The sequence below is a fragment of the Pseudomonas sp. B33.4 genome, from assembly GCF_034555375.1.
Taxonomy (GTDB): domain Bacteria; phylum Pseudomonadota; class Gammaproteobacteria; order Pseudomonadales; family Pseudomonadaceae; genus Aquipseudomonas.
The window spans coordinates 5,482,826-5,500,485 of sequence record NZ_CP140706.1; the positions used below are offsets into that span (position 1 = coordinate 5,482,826).

Consider the following 17,660-nt stretch of genomic DNA (forward strand, 5'->3'; position numbering starts at 1 on the left):
AGTGAGTTCCGACATGCAATTGATCTGGCTGCGCAGCGACTTGCGCCTACATGACAACACCGCCCTCGCGGCCGCCGCAGCGCGCGGCCCGACGGTCGCGGTGTACCTGTTGAGCCCGCAACAGTGGCTGGAACATGACGACGCCCCCTGCAAGGTCGATTTCTGGCTGCGCAATCTCAGTGAACTGAGCAACAGCCTCGCCGCGTTGAACATTCCGTTGTTGATCCGCACCGCAGCGCACTGGGATCAGGCCCCGGCGGAGCTGCTCGAACTGTGTCGGCAATTGAACATCGAAGCCGTGCACGTCAACGAAGAGTACGGCGTCCACGAAAGCCGTCGCGACGCAGCGGTGGCCGAAACACTGAAGGCCGAGGGCATCACCTTTCACAGCCATCTCGACCAGTTGCTGTTCAAACCCGGCACTGTGCTGACCAAGACCGACAGCTATTTCAAGGTGTTCAGCCAGTTCCGCAAAGTCTGTTACGAACGTCTGCACCGCTCGATGCCCGCCCTGATCAAGGCGCCCGGCAAACAAAGCGCATTGCAGATCGACAGCGACCCGATTCCCGACTCCGTCAAAGGCTTCGCCACACCGAGCCAATCCCTGCGCGATCTGTGGCCCGCCGGCGAACAGGAAGCCCGGCGCCGTCTCGACACCTTCACCGACGCGCAGATCGACTACTACCAGAGCGAACGCGACTTCCCGGCCAAACCTGGCACCAGCCAGCTCTCGGCGTATCTGGCGGCGGGTGTGATTTCGCCGCGCCAGTGCCTGCACGCCGCCCTGCAAAGCAATCAAGGCGAGTTCGAAAGCGGCAAGGTCGGTGCGGTCACCTGGATCAACGAGTTGCTGTGGCGCGAGTTCTATAAACATATTCTGGTCGGCTATCCACGGGTCTCCCGGCACCGCGCCTTTCGCCCGGAAACCGAAGCGCTGGCCTGGCGTGATGCGCCGGACGAACTCGCCGCCTGGCAAGAGGCGCGCACCGGTCTGCCGATCATTGACGCGGCCATGCGCCAATTGTTGGAAACCGGCTGGATGCACAATCGCCTGCGCATGGTCGTGGCGATGTTCCTGACGAAAAACCTGTTGATCGACTGGCGCGAAGGCGAACGCTTTTTCATGCGTCACCTGATCGACGGGGATCTTGCGGCGAACAACGGTGGCTGGCAGTGGAGCTCTTCGACCGGCACCGACTCGGCGCCTTATTTCCGCATCTTCAATCCACTGAGCCAGTCGGAAAAATTCGACAGCGAAGGCCTGTTCATCAAGCACTGGTTGCCGGAACTGGCCGACCTCAACAAAAAAGAATTGCACAACCCGGCCAACCTCGGTGGTTTGTTCGGTGCGGTGGATTATCCGTCGCCGATCGTCAACCTCAGTGACTCACGCCAACGGGCACTGGCAGCCTTCAAGAACCTGCCTGCGCGTACGTCTTCAGGAGGCGATGATGAGTGAATTCCTGCGCCGCTTCGCCCGGCAGTTTTCAGCGTTGAACAAAGACAACCTGCAAAGCCTGGGCAAGCTGTACAGCGATGACATTCACTTCACCGACCCGTTGCACGAGGTTCAGGGGCTGGCGCAGCTACGCGACTATTTCGGCGAGTTGTACGCCAACGTCAGTGAACTGCGCTTCGACTTTCATGGTTTCGACCAGATCGGCGACTGCGAAGGCTACTTGCGCTGGGTCATGAGTTATCGCCATCCGCGCCTGGCGGGCGGCCGTGTGATTCGCGTCAGCGGTTGCTCGCACTTGCTGTGGCACGACAAGGTTTATCGCCACCGGGATTATTTCGATGCCGGGGCGCTGCTGTATGAACATTTGCCAGTATTGGGCCGGGTCATCGCCTGGCTGAAAAGGAGAATGGGATGAGTCGTACACCTCCACGGCGTTATTGGCTGACCGGTGCCAGCAGTGGCATCGGCGCGGCTCTGGCTGAGGAAATTCTGAAAACCGGCGCACACCTGGCGGTCAGTTCCCGTCAGACCGCGCCGCTCAAAGTCTTGTCGCAACGCTATCCAGGGCAGGTTTTAGTAGTGCCGGGGGATCTGACCAACAGCCAGACAGTGCGCGAAATCGGCGAGCAGATCGCCGAGGACTGGGGTTCGCTGGACTCGGTAATTCTCAATGCCGGCACCTGCGAATACGTGGATGCCAAGCAGTTTGATTCTTCGATCATCGAGCACGTGGTGCGCACCAACCTGCTCGCCAGCAGTTATTGCATCGAGGCCGCCCTGCCGCTGTTGCGTAAAGGCACCGCGCCGCATCTGATCGGCGTGGCCAGCTCGGTGACCTATCTGCCGCTGCCACGGGCCGAAGCCTACGGCGCCTCGAAGGCCGGTTTGCGTTACCTGTTCGAATCGCTGCGCATCGATCTTGCCGACGAAGGCATCGAAGTCACCGTGGTCAGCCCGGGCTTTGTCGAGACACCGCTGACCGCCAAAAATGATTTCCCCATGCCCTTGAGCTGGCCTGTGGATAAAGCCGCGCGGCACATTTTCGCCAAACTCAAGGACCGGCCATTGGAAATCGCCTTTCCGGCGTTGTTCATGGCCGCGCTTTGGCCGCTGTCGAAACTGCCGTCACGGGTCCAACTGGCAATCGGCAAGCGCATGGTGCGCAAGTCACCTCCGCTGACGGATCCGACATGAAAATCGCCATCGTCGGCAGCGGCATCGCCGGGCTGACCTGCGCCTACCTGCTCAATCGCCGCCATGAAGTGACGGTGTTCGAGGCGGGCGACTGGGTCGGTGGCCACACGCACACTGTGCCGGTGACCGTCGATGGCCGCCAATATGCGGTGGACACCGGCTTCATCGTGTTCAACGACTGGACCTACCCGAACTTCATCCGCTTGCTCGGCCAGCTCGGCGTGGCGTTCAAGCCGACGGAGATGAGTTTCTCGGTGACCGACCCGGACACGGGCCTGGAATACAACGGCAACAACCTCAACAGCCTCTTCGCCCAGCGCAGCAATCTGTTTTCGCCGGGGTTCTGGGGCATGTTGCGCGACATTCTGCGCTTCAACAAAGAAGCCCAGCGCGACCTCGTCGAACTGCGCATCGCCGCTGACACCACCCTCGACGACTACCTCAAGGCTGGTGGTTACGGCGAACGCTTTATCCTGCATTACATCGTGCCGATGGGCTCGGCGATCTGGTCGATGCCGATGGCGGAAATGCTCAATTTCCCGCTGCAGTTTTTTGTGCGGTTCTTCAAGAACCATGGGCTGTTGTCGGTCAGCGATCGGCCGCAATGGCAAGTTATCGAAGGTGGTTCCAGCGCCTATATCACGCCGCTAACAGCTGGGTTCAAGGACAGGATTCGTCTCAATTGCCCGGTGACACGGGTTGATCGCGATGCGCATGGCGTGGTTATCCACAGCCCGGCGGGGCTCGAACACTTCGATCAGGTGGTGTTCGCCTGCCACAGCGATCAAGCGTTGCAACTGCTGGCGGTCCCGAGCGATGCCGAACGCGCGATCCTCGGTGCCCTGCCCTACGCCGACAATGAAGTGGTGCTGCACACCGACACGCGTTTGCTGCCGACACGCAAACTGGCCTGGGCGAGCTGGAACTATCGGCTCAGCGGCGCCGGCCACACCCACGCCGCCGTCACCTACGACATGAACATTCTGCAGGGCATTCAGAGCGACACCACGTTCTGCGTAAGCCTCAATCAGAGCGCCGGCATCAGCCCCGACAAAGTGCTCGCCCGTTACACCTACGCCCACCCACAATTCAGCCTCGCGGCGGCGGCCGCACAGCAACGCTGGGGCGAACTGGATGGCGCGCAACACACGCATTATTGCGGCGCCTATTGGGCCAATGGTTTTCATGAGGATGGTGTGGTCAGCGCCTTGCGCGTGGCTGCCGCATTCGGGGAAACCCTATGAACAGCGCCCTTTACAGTGGCTGGATCGGTCATCGGCGCTTCTCACCGCGCCGCCATGAATTCCGCTACCGGATCGGTTTGCTCTACCTCGACCTCAGCGAACAGGATGCGGTGCTTGCACTGTCGCCGCTGGCCGGACGCAGCCGATTTGCGCCGTTTTCATTTCGTGAGACTGACTACCTGAAGACCTTTACCGGCCGTGGCATACGCCTGATCGATGCCGTACGCCAGCAGGTCGGCATTGCCATCGGCCACGAACCGCAAGGCTCGATCTGCCTGCTGACCCAGGCGCGCAGTTGGGGGTTGTCGTTCAACCCGGTGAGTTTCTTTTACTGCCATGAGGCGGACGGGCAACTCGCCGCAATCGTCTGCGAAGTCACCAACACGCCGTGGCGCGAGCGTTATCACTATGTGCTACCGGCACGCCCGCCCGCCGACCTGCAGGATTTTCATCAGCACTTCGCCGTGGCCAAAGCCTTTCACGTCTCACCGTTTTTGCCGCGCGATCTTGAATACCGCATGAGCTTCAGCCCCGCCGCGCAAACCCTCGGCGTGCACATGGCCGACTGGCAGGGCGAGCACAAATTGTTCGACGCGACACTCAATCTGCAACGCGAAATCCTTGATCGCCGCAGCTTGCACCGGTACTTGCGGCGCTTTCCGTGGATGACCGCGAAAACTGCCCTGGCGATTTACTGGCAGGCGCTGCGGCTGTTGCTCAAACGCGCACCGATCTTTGCTCATCAGGCTGCCGACGGCAGCTTTCAAACCGCCACTGTGCCTCCCAAGGAGCACCGCCATGAAATCCTCTAGCCTGTCGGTCAGTCGGCTCAGCACCAACGGTTTGACCGGGTCGTTGCTGCGTCGCGGCGTATTGCGTCAATTGTCTCAGCTCAAACACGGGCAATTGATGGTGGTCGAGGATGGCGAACGGCTGATGTTCGGCACGCCGGGCAGTGCCTTGCTCGGGGAAATCCATGTGCTCGACTCGGCCGTCTGGGGCATGGTCGCCGGCAACGGTTCGATTGGTGCCGGTGAGGCCTTTATCCACGGCTATTGGAGTTCGCCGGATCTGACAGCGGTGGTGCGCGTGTTCGTCAGTAACCTGGAGGTGCTTGATGCGATGGAGGGCGGGCTGGCCCGCCTCGGTAGGCCGTTGGTGCAAGGCCTGCATTGGCTCAATCGCAATACGCGCAAGGGTTCGCAGAAGAACATCGCCGCGCACTATGACCTCGGCAACGATCTGTTCGAGCAGTTTCTCGATCCAACCATGATGTATTCGGCGGCGCAGTTCCTTACGCCCGAAGACAGCCTCGAACAGGCGCAGCTGAACAAGCTGGAGCGGATCTGCCAGAAACTCGCGCTGCAACCCGGCGACCATTTGCTGGAGATTGGCACCGGTTGGGGCAGCATGGCGCTCTACGCCGCACAAAATTACGGTTGCCGCGTAACCACCACGACCCTGTCGAAAGAGCAGTACGCATTTACCGCAAAGCGCATTGAGCAACTGGGCTTGCAGGATCGGGTCACGCTGCTGCTCAAAGACTACCGCGACCTCACTGGCGAATACGACAAACTGGTGTCGATCGAGATGATCGAAGCAGTCGGTCACCGTTTCCTGCCGACCTACTTCAAACAGTGCGCGCACTTGCTCAAGAGCAACGGCCTGATGCTGATCCAGGCGATCACCATCCGCGAGCAGCGCTACGAGCAGGCCAAACGCGGCGTCGATTTCATCCAGCGCTACATCTTCCCCGGCGGTGCCCTGCCCTGCGTGCAGAAAATGCTCGAAGTGGTCAGCCGCGACACCGACATGAACCTGCTGCACATGGAAGATTTCGGCCTGCATTACGCCAAGACCCTGCGCCTGTGGCACGAAAACTTTCGCCGTGCCCATGGTCGTTTGAGCGAGTTGGGTTATGACGATTACTTCCTGCGGCTGTGGGAGTTTTACCTGTGTTACTGCGAGGGCGGCTTCCTCGAACGCACCATCGGCACTGCGCAATTGTTGCTGGCCAAACCGGCCGCGATGACGGCGCCGCTGCTCGGACGCTTCGATGCTTGAGCGTGTCGCCAATGCCGTGTTGTTCCAGCTCGGCTGGCTGACCTGTGTACTCAGCGGCAACAGCTTGTGGTTGTTGCTGGCGTTGGCGGTGCTGGTGATCCATCTGCGCTGGATCAGCAGTTGGGCGGCTGAAGGCCGTTTGATTTTGAGCGTGGTAATTGTCGGCACCGCTGTGGACAGTCTGTTGCGCGGTGTCGGCGTGTTCGAATTTCAGGATCAGTCGCCGCTGATTCCACTGTGGTTGATGCTGCTCTGGGCGCTGCTGGCGACCACGTTGCGCCATTGCCTGCAATGGAGCGCGCGGCCGTGGTGGCTGGCCAGCGTACTAGGCGCAGTCGGCGGCGCGTTGTCGTATTACGCTGGCGGGCGACTGGCCGGAGTGCAATTTCCCTACGGCGAACTGCCGACCCTGCTCGGCATCGGCCTGCTCTGGGCACTGCTGTTTCCGCTGCTGCATGCGATGGCGCGACGGCTGGCGCACTGAGCGTCTGTCAGACCTTTCACACGCACAGCGGCGACTGCCTTACACTGCCGCCATGAAAACCATACCCCACCAGCAAATCACCGAGCCTGCGGTCACCTGCTCGACCTGCGCGGCGTGCTGCTGCCAGCTCGAAGTGATGCTGATCACCGACACCGGCGTGCCAGATCGCTTTATCGATACCGATGAGTGGGGCGGCGAAGTCATGCTGCGGCTGGACGACGGCTGGTGCGCGGCGCTGGATCGCGACACGATGATGTGCACGATCTATGAGAAACGGCCGTTGATCTGCCGCGAGTTCGAGATGGGCGCGCCGGAATGCATTGAAGAACGCAAAGGCATCACCACTGCCTACCGCTGATCCCAAGAACACCCCAAAACAAATGTAGGAGTGAGCCTGCTCGCGATAGCGGTGTGTCAGTCAATATATGTGTGACTGACACACCGCTATCGCGAGCAGGCTCACTCCTACAGGGGTTATGCGTTCGGCTTACAACGGCATCGTGTAATGCAGCGAGTAACTTTCTACACCGTCGTTGCTGCTGGCCAGGCCGGCGTTGGAATAGTGCGTCGCACGAATCCCGACTTCATGCCCGCCATTGAAACGCAGACCAAAACCGAGGCGGTCTTCAAACTGGAAAGAGCCGCCGAGATTGTTGGATTCGTACTTGGTGTTAGAGAAGGCCGCCACACCGATCCCCGCTTCGATATACGGTTTGACCGACTGACCGGCAAACTCATAAACAAACACCGGCGAGAACGACAAGCTGTTATTGCTCGACGTCTTGTCACCTTCCCAATAGGTATAAGCACCGCTCCAGTAACCGGTCAGGCGACCGACGTCGCTCTGCAGCCAGCTCTTGTCCCAGTCGAAATTCATGCCCAGGCGGTACGTCATGGTCGAATCGCTGGTGGCCCCCACCGCGAACTCAACACCGGCCGCTTGCGCAGTAATACTTTGCCCCATCAGTGCGGCCGCAATCGCGGCCAAGCAGAATAGTCGCTTCACGTTGAAACTTCCTTTTCCGGAACGATCGTTTGGTTTTCTAGATAACTCTTCGCTATAGAAGCTAGCGCCTGCTCAGAAGTTCAGCTGAAGTTTTAGTTATTTCACGATTTTTTTACAAGCTGAAGTTTTGCACTTCGCCGGCACTCTGGCCCAATAGCGGCAGGATTTTTTTCAAGTACGCAGGATCGGCGCTGGTCCAGAATCTGACCGCCTGGTTCGGGCCGGCAGCGAGCAAATCGCGCTCCGCCAAAAGCCGCTGAAGTTGCCGCGCTACAGCTGCGCCAGTATCGATCAGGCTGATGTCCTCGGGGATCATCGACCTGAGCATCGGCTTGAGAAAGGGATAGTGGGTGCAGCCCAAAATGATCGTGTCGCAACCGCTGGCCAACAGTGGCTCGACATAACCTTGCAGCAGTTGGCGCAACGCGGCGCTGTGCAGATCGCCGCTTTCAATCAGCTCGACCAGGCCGGGGCATGGCTGGGTGATTACCCGCACGTCAGTGGCGAAGCGATCGAGCAATGCGGCGAACTTGGCGCTCTGCAACGTGCCGGTGGTCGCGAGCACGCCGACGACACCGCTGCGGGTCGCAGCCGCCGCTGGTTTGACCGCAGGCTCCATACCGACAATCGGCCAGTCGGGAAAGTCGCGACGCAAATCGGCAACGCCGGCAACCGTGGCCGTATTGCAGGCCAGCACCAACGCCTTGGCGCCTTGCTCACGGAAAAACCCAGCCATCACGCTGCAACGCTGACGAATGAATTCCGGGGTTTTCTCACCGTAGGGAATGTGCCCGCAATCGGCGACATAGAGCAACGTTTCATTGGGCAGCAAACGCTGGATTTCCGCCAGCACCGACAAGCCGCCGACACCGGAGTCGAACACGCCGATCGGCGCTTCACGCATGGCGCGAACCACAGACGCTGCAACCCGGATCGCGCTTGACGCGCAACTCGCGGAAGCGCGAACCGAGGGCATCGATCAACAGCAAACGGCCCACCAGCGGTTCACCAAAACCAACCAACACTTTCAAGGCTTCCAACGCCTGAAGACTGCCGACCAGACCGACCAGCGGCCCGACCACACCCGCTTCGCTGCAGGTCAGTTCGGCTTCGCTGCCGTGCCCGTATAAACAGTGATAACACGGACTTTCAGCCCGGCGCGGGTCGAACACCGACAACTGCCCTTCCAGACGAATCGCCGCACCGCTGACCAACGGTTTGCACGCCGCCACACACGCGGCGTTGACCGCTTCGCGCGTAGAGAAATTATCGGAGCAGTCGAGCACCAGATCCACCGCTGCCACAGCAGCCGCGAGGGAATCCTCGTCCAGCGCCTGACGATGGGCGATCAGTTGGATCTCGGGATTGATCGCACCCAGACGCTTGAGCGCCGAGTCAACTTTGGTCATGCCGACGCTGTCGGTGTCATGGATGATCTGGCGTTGCAGGTTGGTCAGATCGACCGTGTCGAAATCCGCCAAGTGCAACTCACCGACACCCGCCGCCGCCAGATACAAGGCAACCGGCGCACCGAGACCGCCGAGGCCGACGATCAGCACGCGACTGTCCTTGAGCTTCAGTTGCCCGTCGATGTCGATGTGTTGCAGCAGAATCTGCCGGCTGTAGCGCAGCAATTCCTGATCATTCAGCACGGCAGGCGCCCCAGACTGATGCGTTGATGACCGCCCAGATCGGTGCGGCTGTGGACTTCTTCAAAACCGCGCGTCAGCAGCAAGTCGCGTACGGCTTCGGCTTGATCATAGCCGTGCTCGAGCATCAGCCAGCCAGCGGACTCCAGATGATCCGGGGCCTGATCGACGATCAAGCGCAGATCGTCGAGCCCGTCCTCACCGGCAACCAGCGCGCTGGCCGGTTCGAAGCGCACATCGCCCTCGACCAGATGCGGATCGGCGGCGGCAATGTACGGCGGATTGCTGATAATCAACTGGAAACGCTGACCTTCAAGCGCGCTGAACCAATGGCTGCTCAGCACCGTGGCGTTGTTCAAATGCAGACGCTGACGATTACGTTCAGCGAGCGCCACAGCTTCCAGCACGCGATCCACCGCCGTGACTTTCCATGCCGGACGCTCGCTGGCCAAGGCCAGGGCAATCGCGCCACTGCCAGTGCCCAGGTCAAGCACTTTCGCCGGGGTCGCGGGCAGCAGTTCCAGCGCCGCTTCCACCAGCAGTTCGGTGTCCGGGCGCGGGATCAGCGTGTGTGGCGCGACTTCCAGATCGAGTTTCCAGAAACCCTGCTGACCGAGAATGTAGGCCACCGGCTCACCGCCACGACGACGTTGCAGGTACTCGGCAAACGTCAACGCCGCTTCACTCGGCACGATGCGCTCGGGCCAGGTGTGCAGAAAGCTGCGCGACTTGCCCAGCGCGGCGGCCAGGAGCAATTCGGCGTCCAGACGCGCGGTGGGCGAATCCGGCAGTTCGGCGGCACGCAACAGGCTGGCGATGATGGTCATTTATTCACCTATCGCTGCAAGCTGGTCAGCCTGGTATTCAGCCAGCAACGGCTCGATCACCGCTTCAACGCCACCGGCGAGAATTTCATCAAGGGAATACAGGGTCAGGTTGACGCGATGGTCAGTGACCCGGCCCTGGGCATAGTTGTAGGTGCGAATCCGCTCGGAACGATCGCCGGAACCGACCAGCAATTTACGCTCGCTGGCGATGGCATTCGCCGCCGCTGCGGTTTGCTGATCGTTGAGCTTGGCCGACAGCCAGGCCATCGCCCGGGCGCGGTTCTTGTGCTGGGAACGTTCTTCCTGGCACTCGACGACGGTGCCGGTCGGTATGTGCGTGATGCGGATTGCCGAGTCGGTGGTGTTAACGTGCTGACCACCAGCCCCGGAGGAGCGGTAAGTGTCGACGCGCAAATCCGCCGGATTGATCTCGATGGCTTCGCGCTCGTCCGGCTCGGGCAACACCGCCACGGTGCAGGCCGACGTGTGTATACGGCCCTGGGATTCGGTGGCGGGTACACGCTGTACGCGGTGCGCGCCGGATTCGAATTTCAGCTTGCCGTAAACATTGTCGCCTTCAATGCGCGCGATGACTTCTTTATAGCCACCGTGTTCGCCTTCGTTTGCCGAAAGGATCTCCACACGCCAGCCACGACGTTCGGCGTAACGCGAGTACATGCGGAACAGGTCGCCGGAAAAAATCGCCGCCTCGTCGCCACCGGTGCCAGCACGGATTTCGAGATAGACGTTGCGCCCGTCATTCGGATCCTTGGGCAGCAACATGCGCTGCAGATCGTCTTCCAGAGTGATCAGCAATTCCTTGGCTTCGCGGACCTCTTCCACGGCCATTTCGCGCATGTCCGGGTCGCTATCCTTGAGCAGCGCCTGGGCGCCTTCAAGATCGCTTTGTACGCTGAGCAGCTTTTTATAGGCCTGCACGACCGGCTCGAGTTCGGCGTATTCCTTGGAATAAGCACGGAATTTGGCCTGATCGGCAATGACTTCGCCGTCGCCGAGCAGCGCGGTCAGTTCCTCGAAACGGTCCTGGAGGACATCCAGCTTGTTGAGCAGTGACGCTTTCATTGCGGTTTTTTATCCGAAAAGCTATCCGGTGAGCCCTCAAGGGCAAAGAGTTCCTGGGCCATGGCCAGCGCATCGAGGCGGCCTTCGGCAGAAAGCTTTTTCAGCTGCACGCTAGGCGCATGCAACAGTTTATTGGTCAGGCCACGGGCCAGTTGCCCGAGCACCTCTTCGGCGTTGCCACCGTTGGCGAGCAGGCGCAGGGCTTTTTGCAGCTCCTCATCACGCAGGCGTTCGCTCTGTTGACGATAGGCCTTGAGCACATCGACCGCCGCCAGCTCGCGCAGGCGCACCATGAAATCGTCGGCGCCGACCGAGACCATCTCTTCCGCCGCCTGGGCTGCGCCCTGACGACTCTTGAGGTTCTCGGCAACCACTTCGTGAAGATCATCGACGCTGTACAGGTAAACGTCGTCCAGCTCGCCGACTTCCGGCTCGATATCCCGGGGAACGGCGATGTCGACCATGAAGATCGGTTTGTGCTTGCGCAGCTTCAGCGCGCTTTCCACCGCACCCTTGCCAAGAATTGGCAACTGACTGGCGGTCGAGCTGATGACGATGTCGCTGCGTACCAGTTCTGCCGGGATGTCCGACAGCAACACCGCGTGAGCGCCAAACTGCTCGGCGAGCAGACTGGCGCGCTCCAGCGTGCGGTTGGCGACGACAATGCGCTTGACGCCCAGCTCGTGCAAATGGCGGGCAACCAGAGTAATGGTCTCGCCGGCGCCGATCAGCAACGCCTGACTACGCTGCAAATCACTGAAAATCTGTTTGGCCAGACTGACCGCGGCAAACGCCACCGACACCGGGTTTTCCCCGATCGCCGTGTCGGTGCGCACCTGCTTGGCCGCATTGAATGTCGCTTGAAACAGTCGCCCCAGCAGCGGGCCGATGGTGCCGGCCTCGCGGGCCACGGCGTAGGCCGATTTCATCTGACCGAGAATCTGCGGTTCGCCCAGCACCAGCGAGTCGAGCCCGGAGGCGACGCGCATCATGTGACGAACTGCCGCATCATCTTCATGCACATAAGCACTCGCGCGCAGCTCATCGAGGCTTAAATGGTGATAGTCGGCCAGCCAGCGCAGCACGATATCGGCAGAAAGCTGATCCTGTTCTATATAAAGCTCACTGCGATTGCAGGTGGAGAGGATCGCAGCTTCGCGGCTGTCGGTCAGTCGGCAGAGCTGCTGCAAGGCCTCCACCAGCTGTTCAGGAGTAAAGGCCACGCGCTCGCGGACGTCTACTGACGCAGTCTTGTGGTTGATACCGAGTGCAAGGAAGGCCATTCAAGGTCGCTGATGGTGACGTGAAGCCGGCAATTGTCCTACTTCGAAAGATTCAGAACAACTACCGCTGACTATTGTCCCAATCGTCAGCCCCTATAATGGGCACAATTGAGACTCGGTTATGTTTGGCCGAAGGCTTGTGTCATGATGATCCGACCGCAGGTTAGTCGTCCTCTTCCTATATGAATAGATCTTCCGCGTTGCTCCTCGCTTTTGTCTTCCTCAGCGGCTGCCAGGCCTTGGCTCCCGTGTCGCCGGACGGTACGCCGTCGGTTGAAGACACCACGCCCGCACCTGAAAAGCCCAAGGTTTACAGCTCGTTCAGCGAGGAAACCGTTTTCAGCCTGTTGAGCGCCGAACTCGCCGGCCAGCGCAATCGTTTCGACATTGCCCTGGATAACTACGTGACCCAGGCCATCAACACTCAGGATCCGGGCGTCTCCGAACGCGCCTTCCGCATCGCCGAATATCTGGGCGCCGATCAACCGGCCCTCGATACCGCGCTGATCTGGGCGAAAAACGCCCCGGACGATCTCGAAGCGCAACGCGCCGCCGCCGTGCAACTGGCCCGCGCCGGACGCTATGACGACTCCATGGTTTATATGGAGAAAGTCCTGCAGGGTAAAGGCGACACCCACTTCGACTTCCTCGCGCTGTCGGCGGCTGACACTGATCAGGAAACCCGCAACGGCCTGATGAAAAGTTTTGACCGTTTGTTGCAGCGCCATCCGAACAACAGTCAGCTGATTTTCGGCAAGGCCCTGCTCCTGCAACAGGACGGCGACAACAAAGCCGCACTGAGCCTGCTCGAAGACCATCCGCCGGAAGAAGGCGAAATCGCCCCGATTCTGCTGCGTGCACGCCTGCTGCAAGTGATGAACCGTGGCGACGAAGCGCTGCCATTGCTGCAAAAAAGCATCAAGAAGTACCCGGACGACAAACGTCTGCGCCTGACTTATGCGCGCATGCTGGTCGAACAAGACCGGATGGACGACGCCAAGGCCGAGTTCTCCAGCCTGGTTCAGCAATATCCGGAAGATGACGAACTGCGTTACTCGCTGGCCCTGGTCTGCCTGGAAGCCAAAGCCTGGGACGAGGCCAAGGGTTATCTGGAAGACCTGATCGCCCGTGAAAGCCACGTCGATTCAGCGCACCTGAACCTCGGCCGCATCGCCGAAGAACGCAGCGACCCGCAAGGCGCACTCATCGAGTACGCCCAGGTCGGCCCGGGCAACGATTATCTGCCGGCGCAATTGCGTCAGGCCGACATCCTGATGAACAACGGCAAGACCGCTGAAGCGCAAAGCAAACTCGCCGCCCAGCGCGACGAGCAACCGGACTACGCGATTCAGCTGTATCTGATCGAATCGGAAACCCTGTCGGCCAACAAACAGGACGACAAGGCCTGGAAAGTCTTGCAGACAGCCTTGCAGCAGTACCCGGATGATCTGAATCTGCTGTACACCCGGGCGATGCTCGCGGAAAAACGCAATGACCTGGCGCAGATGGAAAAAGACCTGCGCCTGATCATCAAGCGCGATCCGGACAACGCCATGGCACTCAATGCTTTGGGCTACACCCTGTCCGACCGCACCACCCGCTATGCTGAAGCCAAGGCGCTGATCGAGCAGGCGCACCAGATCAATCCGGAAGACCCGGCGGTTCTCGACAGCCTCGGCTGGGTGAATTACCGGATGGGCAATCTGGATGACGCCGAGAAATATCTGCGTCAGGCGCTGGAGCGTTTCCCCGATCACGAAGTCGCCGCGCACCTCGGTGAAGTGTTGTGGACCAAGGGCAAGCAGCGCGAAGCCAAACAAATCTGGGGCAAATTCCTCAAGGATCAGCCCGACAGCACCATTCTGCGCAGCACCATCAAGCGCCTGACCGGATCCGAGACTCTTTAACCCATGTTTTTGCGCCACGTTATTGTTTTCAGCTTCATCGCCCTGCTCGCCGGCTGCTCGGGTTTTGGTACCCGCGAATCGGTCGAGGGCCACGGCAGCCCGGCACAATGGGCCGCGAACAAACAACAGCTGACCGGCCTCGATGGCTGGCAGATCGACGGCAAGATCGGCATCCGCGCACCAAAAGATTCCGGTAGCGGCACGCTGTTCTGGCTGCAGCGTCAGGATTACTACGACATCCGTTTGTCCGGGCCGCTGGGTCGTGGCGCCGCACGCCTGACCGGGCGTCCGGGCAAGGTCTCGCTGGAAGTCGCCAACCAGGGCCGCTATGAATCGCAGTCCCCGGAAGCCCTGCTCGAAGAACAGCTCGGCTGGAAACTGCCGGTGTCGAATCTGGCCTGGTGGGTGCGTGGTCTGCCGGCTCCGGACAGTAAAAGTCGCCTGAATCTGGACGCCAACAGCCGTCTGGCCAACCTGGAACAGGATGGCTGGAAAGTCGAATACACCGCTTACACCGAACAAAACGGTTACTGGTTGCCGGAACGCATCAAGCTGCATGGCACTGACCTGGACGTAACGCTGGTGATCAAGACCTGGCAACCGCGCAAGTTGGGGCAATAAAGCATGACCGCTGCACGCCTGACCCTGCCTTCGCCAGCCAAACTCAACCTGATGCTGCACATTCTCGGTCGCCGTGAAGACGGCTATCACGAATTGCAGACGCTGTTTCAGTTTGTCGATTACGGCGACGAAATCACCTTTGCCATGCGTGACGACGGGGTGATTCAGTTGCACACCGAATTTGCCGGCGTGCCGCATGACAGTAATCTGATCGTGCGTGCAGCGAAAATGCTTAAGCAACAGTCCGGCTCTTCGCTCGGCATCGATATCTGGATTGATAAAGTGCTGCCTATGGGCGGCGGTATCGGTGGCGGCAGCTCGAACGCGGCGACGACGTTGCTCGGCCTGAATCATTTGTGGCAGCTGGGTTGGGACGAAGATCGTCTGGCCGCACTGGGTTTGTCACTGGGTGCCGACGTGCCGGTTTTCGTTCGTGGTCATGCGGCTTTTGCCGAAGGCGTGGGCGAAAAACTAACCCCGGTGGATCCCGAAGAACCTTGGTATCTGGTGCTCGTGCCGCAAGTCTCTGTTAGTACGGCAGAAATTTTTTCCGATCCTTTGTTGACACGTAACACGCCGCCCATTAAAGTGCGCCCCGTTCCCGAGGGAAACAGTCGAAATGACTGCTTGCCGGTGGTTGCAAGGCGTTATCCAGAAGTACGTAACGCATTGGATTTGTTAGGTAAATTTACCGAAGCAAAACTCACCGGAACTGGAAGTTGTGTGTTTGGGGGCTTCCCAAGCAAAGCTGAAGCTGATAAAGTCTCGGCCCTTCTGACAGAGACCCTTACAGGGTTTGTAGCCAAAGGCAGCAACGTTTCGATGTTGCACCGCAAGCTGCAAAGTCTGCTCTAAAGGAACCAGGTGCTCGGCACTTGATGCAACAGATACAGGGGCGTCGCCAAGCGGTAAGGCAGCAGGTTTTGATCCTGCCATGCGTTGGTTCGAATCCAGCCGCCCCTGCCATTTTCCATACTCATCCAGGTTACCCTCAGCCTCTAGGTACTGCGCGTGTCCAAGATGATGGTCTTTACGGGGAACGCTAACCCCGATCTGGCTCGGCGTGTTGTACGTCAGCTGCATATCCCTCTCGGTGACATCTCTGTCGGTAAGTTCTCCGACGGCGAAATTACTGCCGAGATCAATGAAAACGTTCGCGGTAAAGACGTTTTCATTATTCAGCCGACTTGCGCTCCGACCAACGATAACCTGATGGAACTGGTAGTGATGGCTGATGCCTTCCGCCGCTCCTCGGCTACTCGTATCACTGCTGTTATTCCTTATTTTGGTTATGCCCGTCAGGATCGCCGTCCGCGTTCCGCACGTGTGGCTATCAGCGCGAAAGTCGTTGCTGACATGCTTACCGTAGTCGGCATCGACCGTGTTCTCACGGTTGACCTGCATGCTGACCAGATTCAGGGTTTCTTCGATATTCCGGTAGATAACATCTACGGCTCCCCGGTTCTGGTGGATGACATTGAAGATCAGCGCTTCGAAAACCTGATGATCGTTTCCCCGGACATTGGCGGCGTCGTGCGTGCACGTGCTGTTGCCAAATCTCTGGGCGTGGATCTCGGGATCATCGACAAACGCCGTGAGAAAGCCAATCACTCTGAAGTGATGCATATCATCGGTGATGTCGAAGGGCGTACCTGTATTCTGGTCGATGACATGGTCGATACCGCCGGCACTCTGTGCCACGCGGCAAAGGCCCTGAAAGAGCATGGCGCAGCCAAGGTCTTTGCCTACTGCACACACCCTGTGCTGTCGGGTCGGGCCATCGAGAATATCGAAAATTCCGTGCTGGACGAGCTGGTGGTGACCAACACCATCCCGCTGTCCGCTGCAGCACAAGCCTGTGCACGTATCCGTCAACTGGATATCGCACCGGTTGTTGCCGAAGCGGTTCGCCGCATCAGCAATGAAGAATCGATCAGCGCGATGTTCCGTTAAGGGCCCTGCCCTTCGCGAAATGTCTCGTTGACGAAAAGCGCCCCGCCCCGGCATTCCTGCCGGGGCGGGGCTTTTTTGCCCATACCGTGTTTGGCGCTGGTCGCAAACGCCACTCGGTCATGGCTATTTTGGAGATACAAAATGAACGATTTTACTCTGAATGCTGAAGTGCGTTCCGACCTGGGGAAAGGTGCGAGCCGCCGCCTGCGTCGTCTCGCCGCGCTGGTTCCAGCTGTTGTTTACGGTGGCGAAAAAGCCCCTGAATCCATCAGCATGCTGGCCAAAGAAGTTGCCAAACTGCTCGAAAACGAAGCTGCCTACAGCCACGTTATCGAACTGAACGTTGGCGGCAAAAAGCAGAACGTCATCATCAAAGCTCTGCAACGTCACCCGTCCAAGGGTCACGTTCTGCACGCTGACTTCGTACGCGTCGTAGCCGGTCAGAAACTGACCGCTATCGTGCCTGTGCACTTTGTTGGTGAAGAAGCTCCGATCAAGAAAGGCGGCGAGATCTCGCACGTCCTGAACGAAATCGAAGTAACTTGCCTGCCGAAAGATCTGCCTGAGTTCATCGAAGTCGACCTGTCGGCTCTGGAAATCGGCGCAATCGTCCACCTGTCCGACATCAAAGCCCCTAAAGGCGTTGAGTTCGTTGCACTGGCTCACGGTGACGACAAAGCTGTTGCAAACGTACACGCTCCACGCGTTGCTCCAGAAGCTACCGAAGAAGGCGCAGCAGAGTAATTCACTCTGTTTAGCCTGAGTGAGCAAGTAACATCGCGGACTGGAACGTAGCGAGAAAGCGGGCGAGAACGCGGAGTTTACATCCATGGTAAATGAGCATTTTTCGTCCACTTTCGCCGCTTTGCCTGATCGCGGCGATGTT

19 protein-coding genes and 1 tRNA gene are annotated in these 17,660 nt (G+C 59.4%); 14 read left to right on the forward strand and 6 right to left on the reverse strand.

Annotated elements, in window-relative coordinates; genetic code table 11:
- Positions 1-13: 13 nt before the first annotated feature.
- Genes phrB through U6037_RS24185 form a run of 8 tightly spaced genes read left to right on the forward strand, consistent with a single transcriptional unit; the run spans position 14 to position 6,803 of the window.
- On the forward strand, positions 14-1,459 hold the full coding sequence (phrB, locus tag U6037_RS24150; protein ID WP_322844775.1) for a deoxyribodipyrimidine photo-lyase: 1,446 nt from the start codon (positions 14-16) through the stop codon (positions 1,457-1,459).
- Positions 1,452-1,874 carry a nuclear transport factor 2 family protein gene (locus U6037_RS24155; RefSeq protein ID WP_322844776.1) on the forward strand — a complete coding sequence of 141 codons (423 nt, stop codon included), beginning with the start codon at positions 1,452-1,454 and terminating at the stop codon, positions 1,872-1,874. Before phrB ends, U6037_RS24155 begins: the two co-directional genes overlap by 8 nt.
- Entirely contained in the window at positions 1,871-2,653 is a 783-nt protein-coding gene (locus tag U6037_RS24160) for an SDR family NAD(P)-dependent oxidoreductase (RefSeq protein ID WP_322844777.1), read from the forward strand. Before U6037_RS24155 ends, U6037_RS24160 begins: the two co-directional genes overlap by 4 nt.
- Positions 2,650-3,897, forward strand: coding sequence for an NAD(P)/FAD-dependent oxidoreductase (locus tag U6037_RS24165; RefSeq protein WP_322844778.1), 1,248 nt, complete (start codon positions 2,650-2,652; stop codon positions 3,895-3,897). The genes U6037_RS24160 and U6037_RS24165 overlap by 4 nt, the downstream gene beginning before the upstream one ends.
- Positions 3,894-4,709 carry a DUF1365 domain-containing protein gene (locus tag U6037_RS24170; RefSeq protein ID WP_322844779.1) on the forward strand — a complete coding sequence of 272 codons (816 nt, stop codon included), beginning with the start codon at positions 3,894-3,896 and terminating at the stop codon, positions 4,707-4,709. The genes U6037_RS24165 and U6037_RS24170 overlap by 4 nt, the downstream gene beginning before the upstream one ends.
- Positions 4,696-5,961, forward strand: coding sequence for a cyclopropane-fatty-acyl-phospholipid synthase family protein (locus U6037_RS24175; protein ID WP_322844780.1), 1,266 nt, complete (start codon positions 4,696-4,698; stop codon positions 5,959-5,961). The genes U6037_RS24170 and U6037_RS24175 overlap by 14 nt, the downstream gene beginning before the upstream one ends.
- Complete coding sequence (locus U6037_RS24180) at positions 5,954-6,445, forward strand: DUF2878 domain-containing protein (protein WP_322844781.1); 492 nt, start codon at positions 5,954-5,956, stop codon at positions 6,443-6,445. Before U6037_RS24175 ends, U6037_RS24180 begins: the two co-directional genes overlap by 8 nt.
- A gap of 52 nt (positions 6,446-6,497) precedes the next feature.
- Positions 6,498-6,803, forward strand: a complete 306-nt coding sequence (locus U6037_RS24185; RefSeq protein WP_077574517.1) for a YkgJ family cysteine cluster protein — start codon at positions 6,498-6,500, stop codon at positions 6,801-6,803.
- Between the two features lie 129 nt (positions 6,804-6,932).
- Here U6037_RS24185 and U6037_RS24190 read toward each other — a convergent pair whose 3' ends face one another.
- The 6 genes from U6037_RS24190 to hemA all read right to left on the reverse strand — a co-directional run bounded on the left by U6037_RS24190 (position 6,933) and on the right by hemA (position 12,293).
- Positions 6,933-7,451: an acyloxyacyl hydrolase gene (locus U6037_RS24190; protein WP_322844782.1), complete on the reverse strand. Its 519-nt coding sequence runs from the start codon at positions 7,449-7,451 to the stop codon at positions 6,933-6,935.
- 112 nt (positions 7,452-7,563) lie between these two features.
- Positions 7,564-8,355, reverse strand: a complete 792-nt coding sequence (murI, locus tag U6037_RS24195) for a glutamate racemase (RefSeq protein ID WP_322844783.1) — start codon at positions 8,353-8,355, stop codon at positions 7,564-7,566.
- Positions 8,348-9,103, reverse strand: coding sequence for a molybdopterin-synthase adenylyltransferase MoeB (locus tag U6037_RS24200; protein WP_322844784.1), 756 nt, complete (start codon positions 9,101-9,103; stop codon positions 8,348-8,350). The genes murI and U6037_RS24200 overlap by 8 nt, the downstream gene beginning before the upstream one ends.
- Positions 9,097-9,927 (reverse strand): peptide chain release factor N(5)-glutamine methyltransferase, encoded by an 831-nt coding sequence (gene prmC, locus U6037_RS24205; RefSeq protein WP_322844785.1) that lies wholly within the window; start codon positions 9,925-9,927, stop codon positions 9,097-9,099. Before prmC ends, U6037_RS24200 begins: the two co-directional genes overlap by 7 nt.
- Positions 9,928-11,010, reverse strand: coding sequence for a peptide chain release factor 1 (prfA, locus tag U6037_RS24210; protein ID WP_322844786.1), 1,083 nt, complete (start codon positions 11,008-11,010; stop codon positions 9,928-9,930). It lies immediately after the preceding gene.
- The gene (gene hemA / locus U6037_RS24215; protein ID WP_064120441.1) at positions 11,007-12,293 is read right to left on the reverse strand and encodes a glutamyl-tRNA reductase; all 1,287 of its coding nucleotides are present in this window, start codon (positions 12,291-12,293) and stop codon (positions 11,007-11,009) included. Before hemA ends, prfA begins: the two co-directional genes overlap by 4 nt.
- Positions 12,294-12,475: 182 nt before the next feature.
- On the opposite strand from hemA, the gene U6037_RS24220 reads away from it, so the two are divergent.
- The 6 genes from U6037_RS24220 (at position 12,476) to U6037_RS24245 (ending at position 17,518) form a co-directional block, all read left to right on the forward strand.
- On the forward strand, positions 12,476-14,200 hold the full coding sequence (locus tag U6037_RS24220) for a tetratricopeptide repeat protein (RefSeq protein ID WP_322844787.1): 1,725 nt from the start codon (positions 12,476-12,478) through the stop codon (positions 14,198-14,200).
- Between the two features lie 3 nt (positions 14,201-14,203).
- Positions 14,204-14,821: a lipoprotein insertase outer membrane protein LolB gene (gene lolB, locus U6037_RS24225; protein WP_038360912.1), complete on the forward strand. Its 618-nt coding sequence runs from the start codon at positions 14,204-14,206 to the stop codon at positions 14,819-14,821.
- A 3-nt stretch (positions 14,822-14,824) separates the two neighbouring features.
- Complete coding sequence (gene ispE, locus U6037_RS24230; RefSeq protein ID WP_322844788.1) at positions 14,825-15,676, forward strand: 4-(cytidine 5'-diphospho)-2-C-methyl-D-erythritol kinase; 852 nt, start codon at positions 14,825-14,827, stop codon at positions 15,674-15,676.
- A 36-nt stretch (positions 15,677-15,712) separates the two neighbouring features.
- Positions 15,713-15,787, forward strand: a tRNA-Gln gene (locus U6037_RS24235).
- Between the two features lie 45 nt (positions 15,788-15,832).
- Complete coding sequence (locus tag U6037_RS24240; RefSeq protein WP_003171603.1) at positions 15,833-16,774, forward strand: ribose-phosphate pyrophosphokinase; 942 nt, start codon at positions 15,833-15,835, stop codon at positions 16,772-16,774.
- Between the two features lie 141 nt (positions 16,775-16,915).
- On the forward strand, positions 16,916-17,518 hold the full coding sequence (locus tag U6037_RS24245; RefSeq protein ID WP_093441442.1) for a 50S ribosomal protein L25/general stress protein Ctc: 603 nt from the start codon (positions 16,916-16,918) through the stop codon (positions 17,516-17,518).
- Positions 17,519-17,660 lie beyond the last annotated feature (142 nt).

Bases quoted from the DNA above. Each gene is read 5' to 3' on its own strand.
- phrB (WP_322844775.1), top strand. From the start codon at position 14: ATGCAATTGATCTGGCTGCGCAGCGACTTGCGCCTACATGACAACACC.
- U6037_RS24155 (WP_322844776.1), top strand. From the start codon at position 1,452: ATGAGTGAATTCCTGCGCCGCTTCGCCCGGCAGTTTTCAGCGTTGAAC.
- U6037_RS24160 (WP_322844777.1), top strand. From the start codon at position 1,871: ATGAGTCGTACACCTCCACGGCGTTATTGGCTGACCGGTGCCAGCAGT.
- U6037_RS24165 (WP_322844778.1), top strand. From the start codon at position 2,650: ATGAAAATCGCCATCGTCGGCAGCGGCATCGCCGGGCTGACCTGCGCC.
- U6037_RS24170 (WP_322844779.1), top strand. From the start codon at position 3,894: ATGAACAGCGCCCTTTACAGTGGCTGGATCGGTCATCGGCGCTTCTCA.
- U6037_RS24175 (WP_322844780.1), top strand. From the start codon at position 4,696: ATGAAATCCTCTAGCCTGTCGGTCAGTCGGCTCAGCACCAACGGTTTG.
- U6037_RS24180 (WP_322844781.1), top strand. From the start codon at position 5,954: ATGCTTGAGCGTGTCGCCAATGCCGTGTTGTTCCAGCTCGGCTGGCTG.
- U6037_RS24185 (WP_077574517.1), top strand. From the start codon at position 6,498: ATGAAAACCATACCCCACCAGCAAATCACCGAGCCTGCGGTCACCTGC.
- murI (WP_322844783.1), bottom strand. From the start codon at position 8,355: ATGCGTGAAGCGCCGATCGGCGTGTTCGACTCCGGTGTCGGCGGCTTG.
- prmC (WP_322844785.1), bottom strand. From the start codon at position 9,927: ATGACCATCATCGCCAGCCTGTTGCGTGCCGCCGAACTGCCGGATTCG.
- prfA (WP_322844786.1), bottom strand. From the start codon at position 11,010: ATGAAAGCGTCACTGCTCAACAAGCTGGATGTCCTCCAGGACCGTTTC.
- hemA (WP_064120441.1), bottom strand. From the start codon at position 12,293: ATGGCCTTCCTTGCACTCGGTATCAACCACAAGACTGCGTCAGTAGAC.
- U6037_RS24220 (WP_322844787.1), top strand. From the start codon at position 12,476: ATGAATAGATCTTCCGCGTTGCTCCTCGCTTTTGTCTTCCTCAGCGGC.
- lolB (WP_038360912.1), top strand. From the start codon at position 14,204: ATGTTTTTGCGCCACGTTATTGTTTTCAGCTTCATCGCCCTGCTCGCC.
- ispE (WP_322844788.1), top strand. From the start codon at position 14,825: ATGACCGCTGCACGCCTGACCCTGCCTTCGCCAGCCAAACTCAACCTG.
- U6037_RS24245 (WP_093441442.1), top strand. From the start codon at position 16,916: ATGAACGATTTTACTCTGAATGCTGAAGTGCGTTCCGACCTGGGGAAA.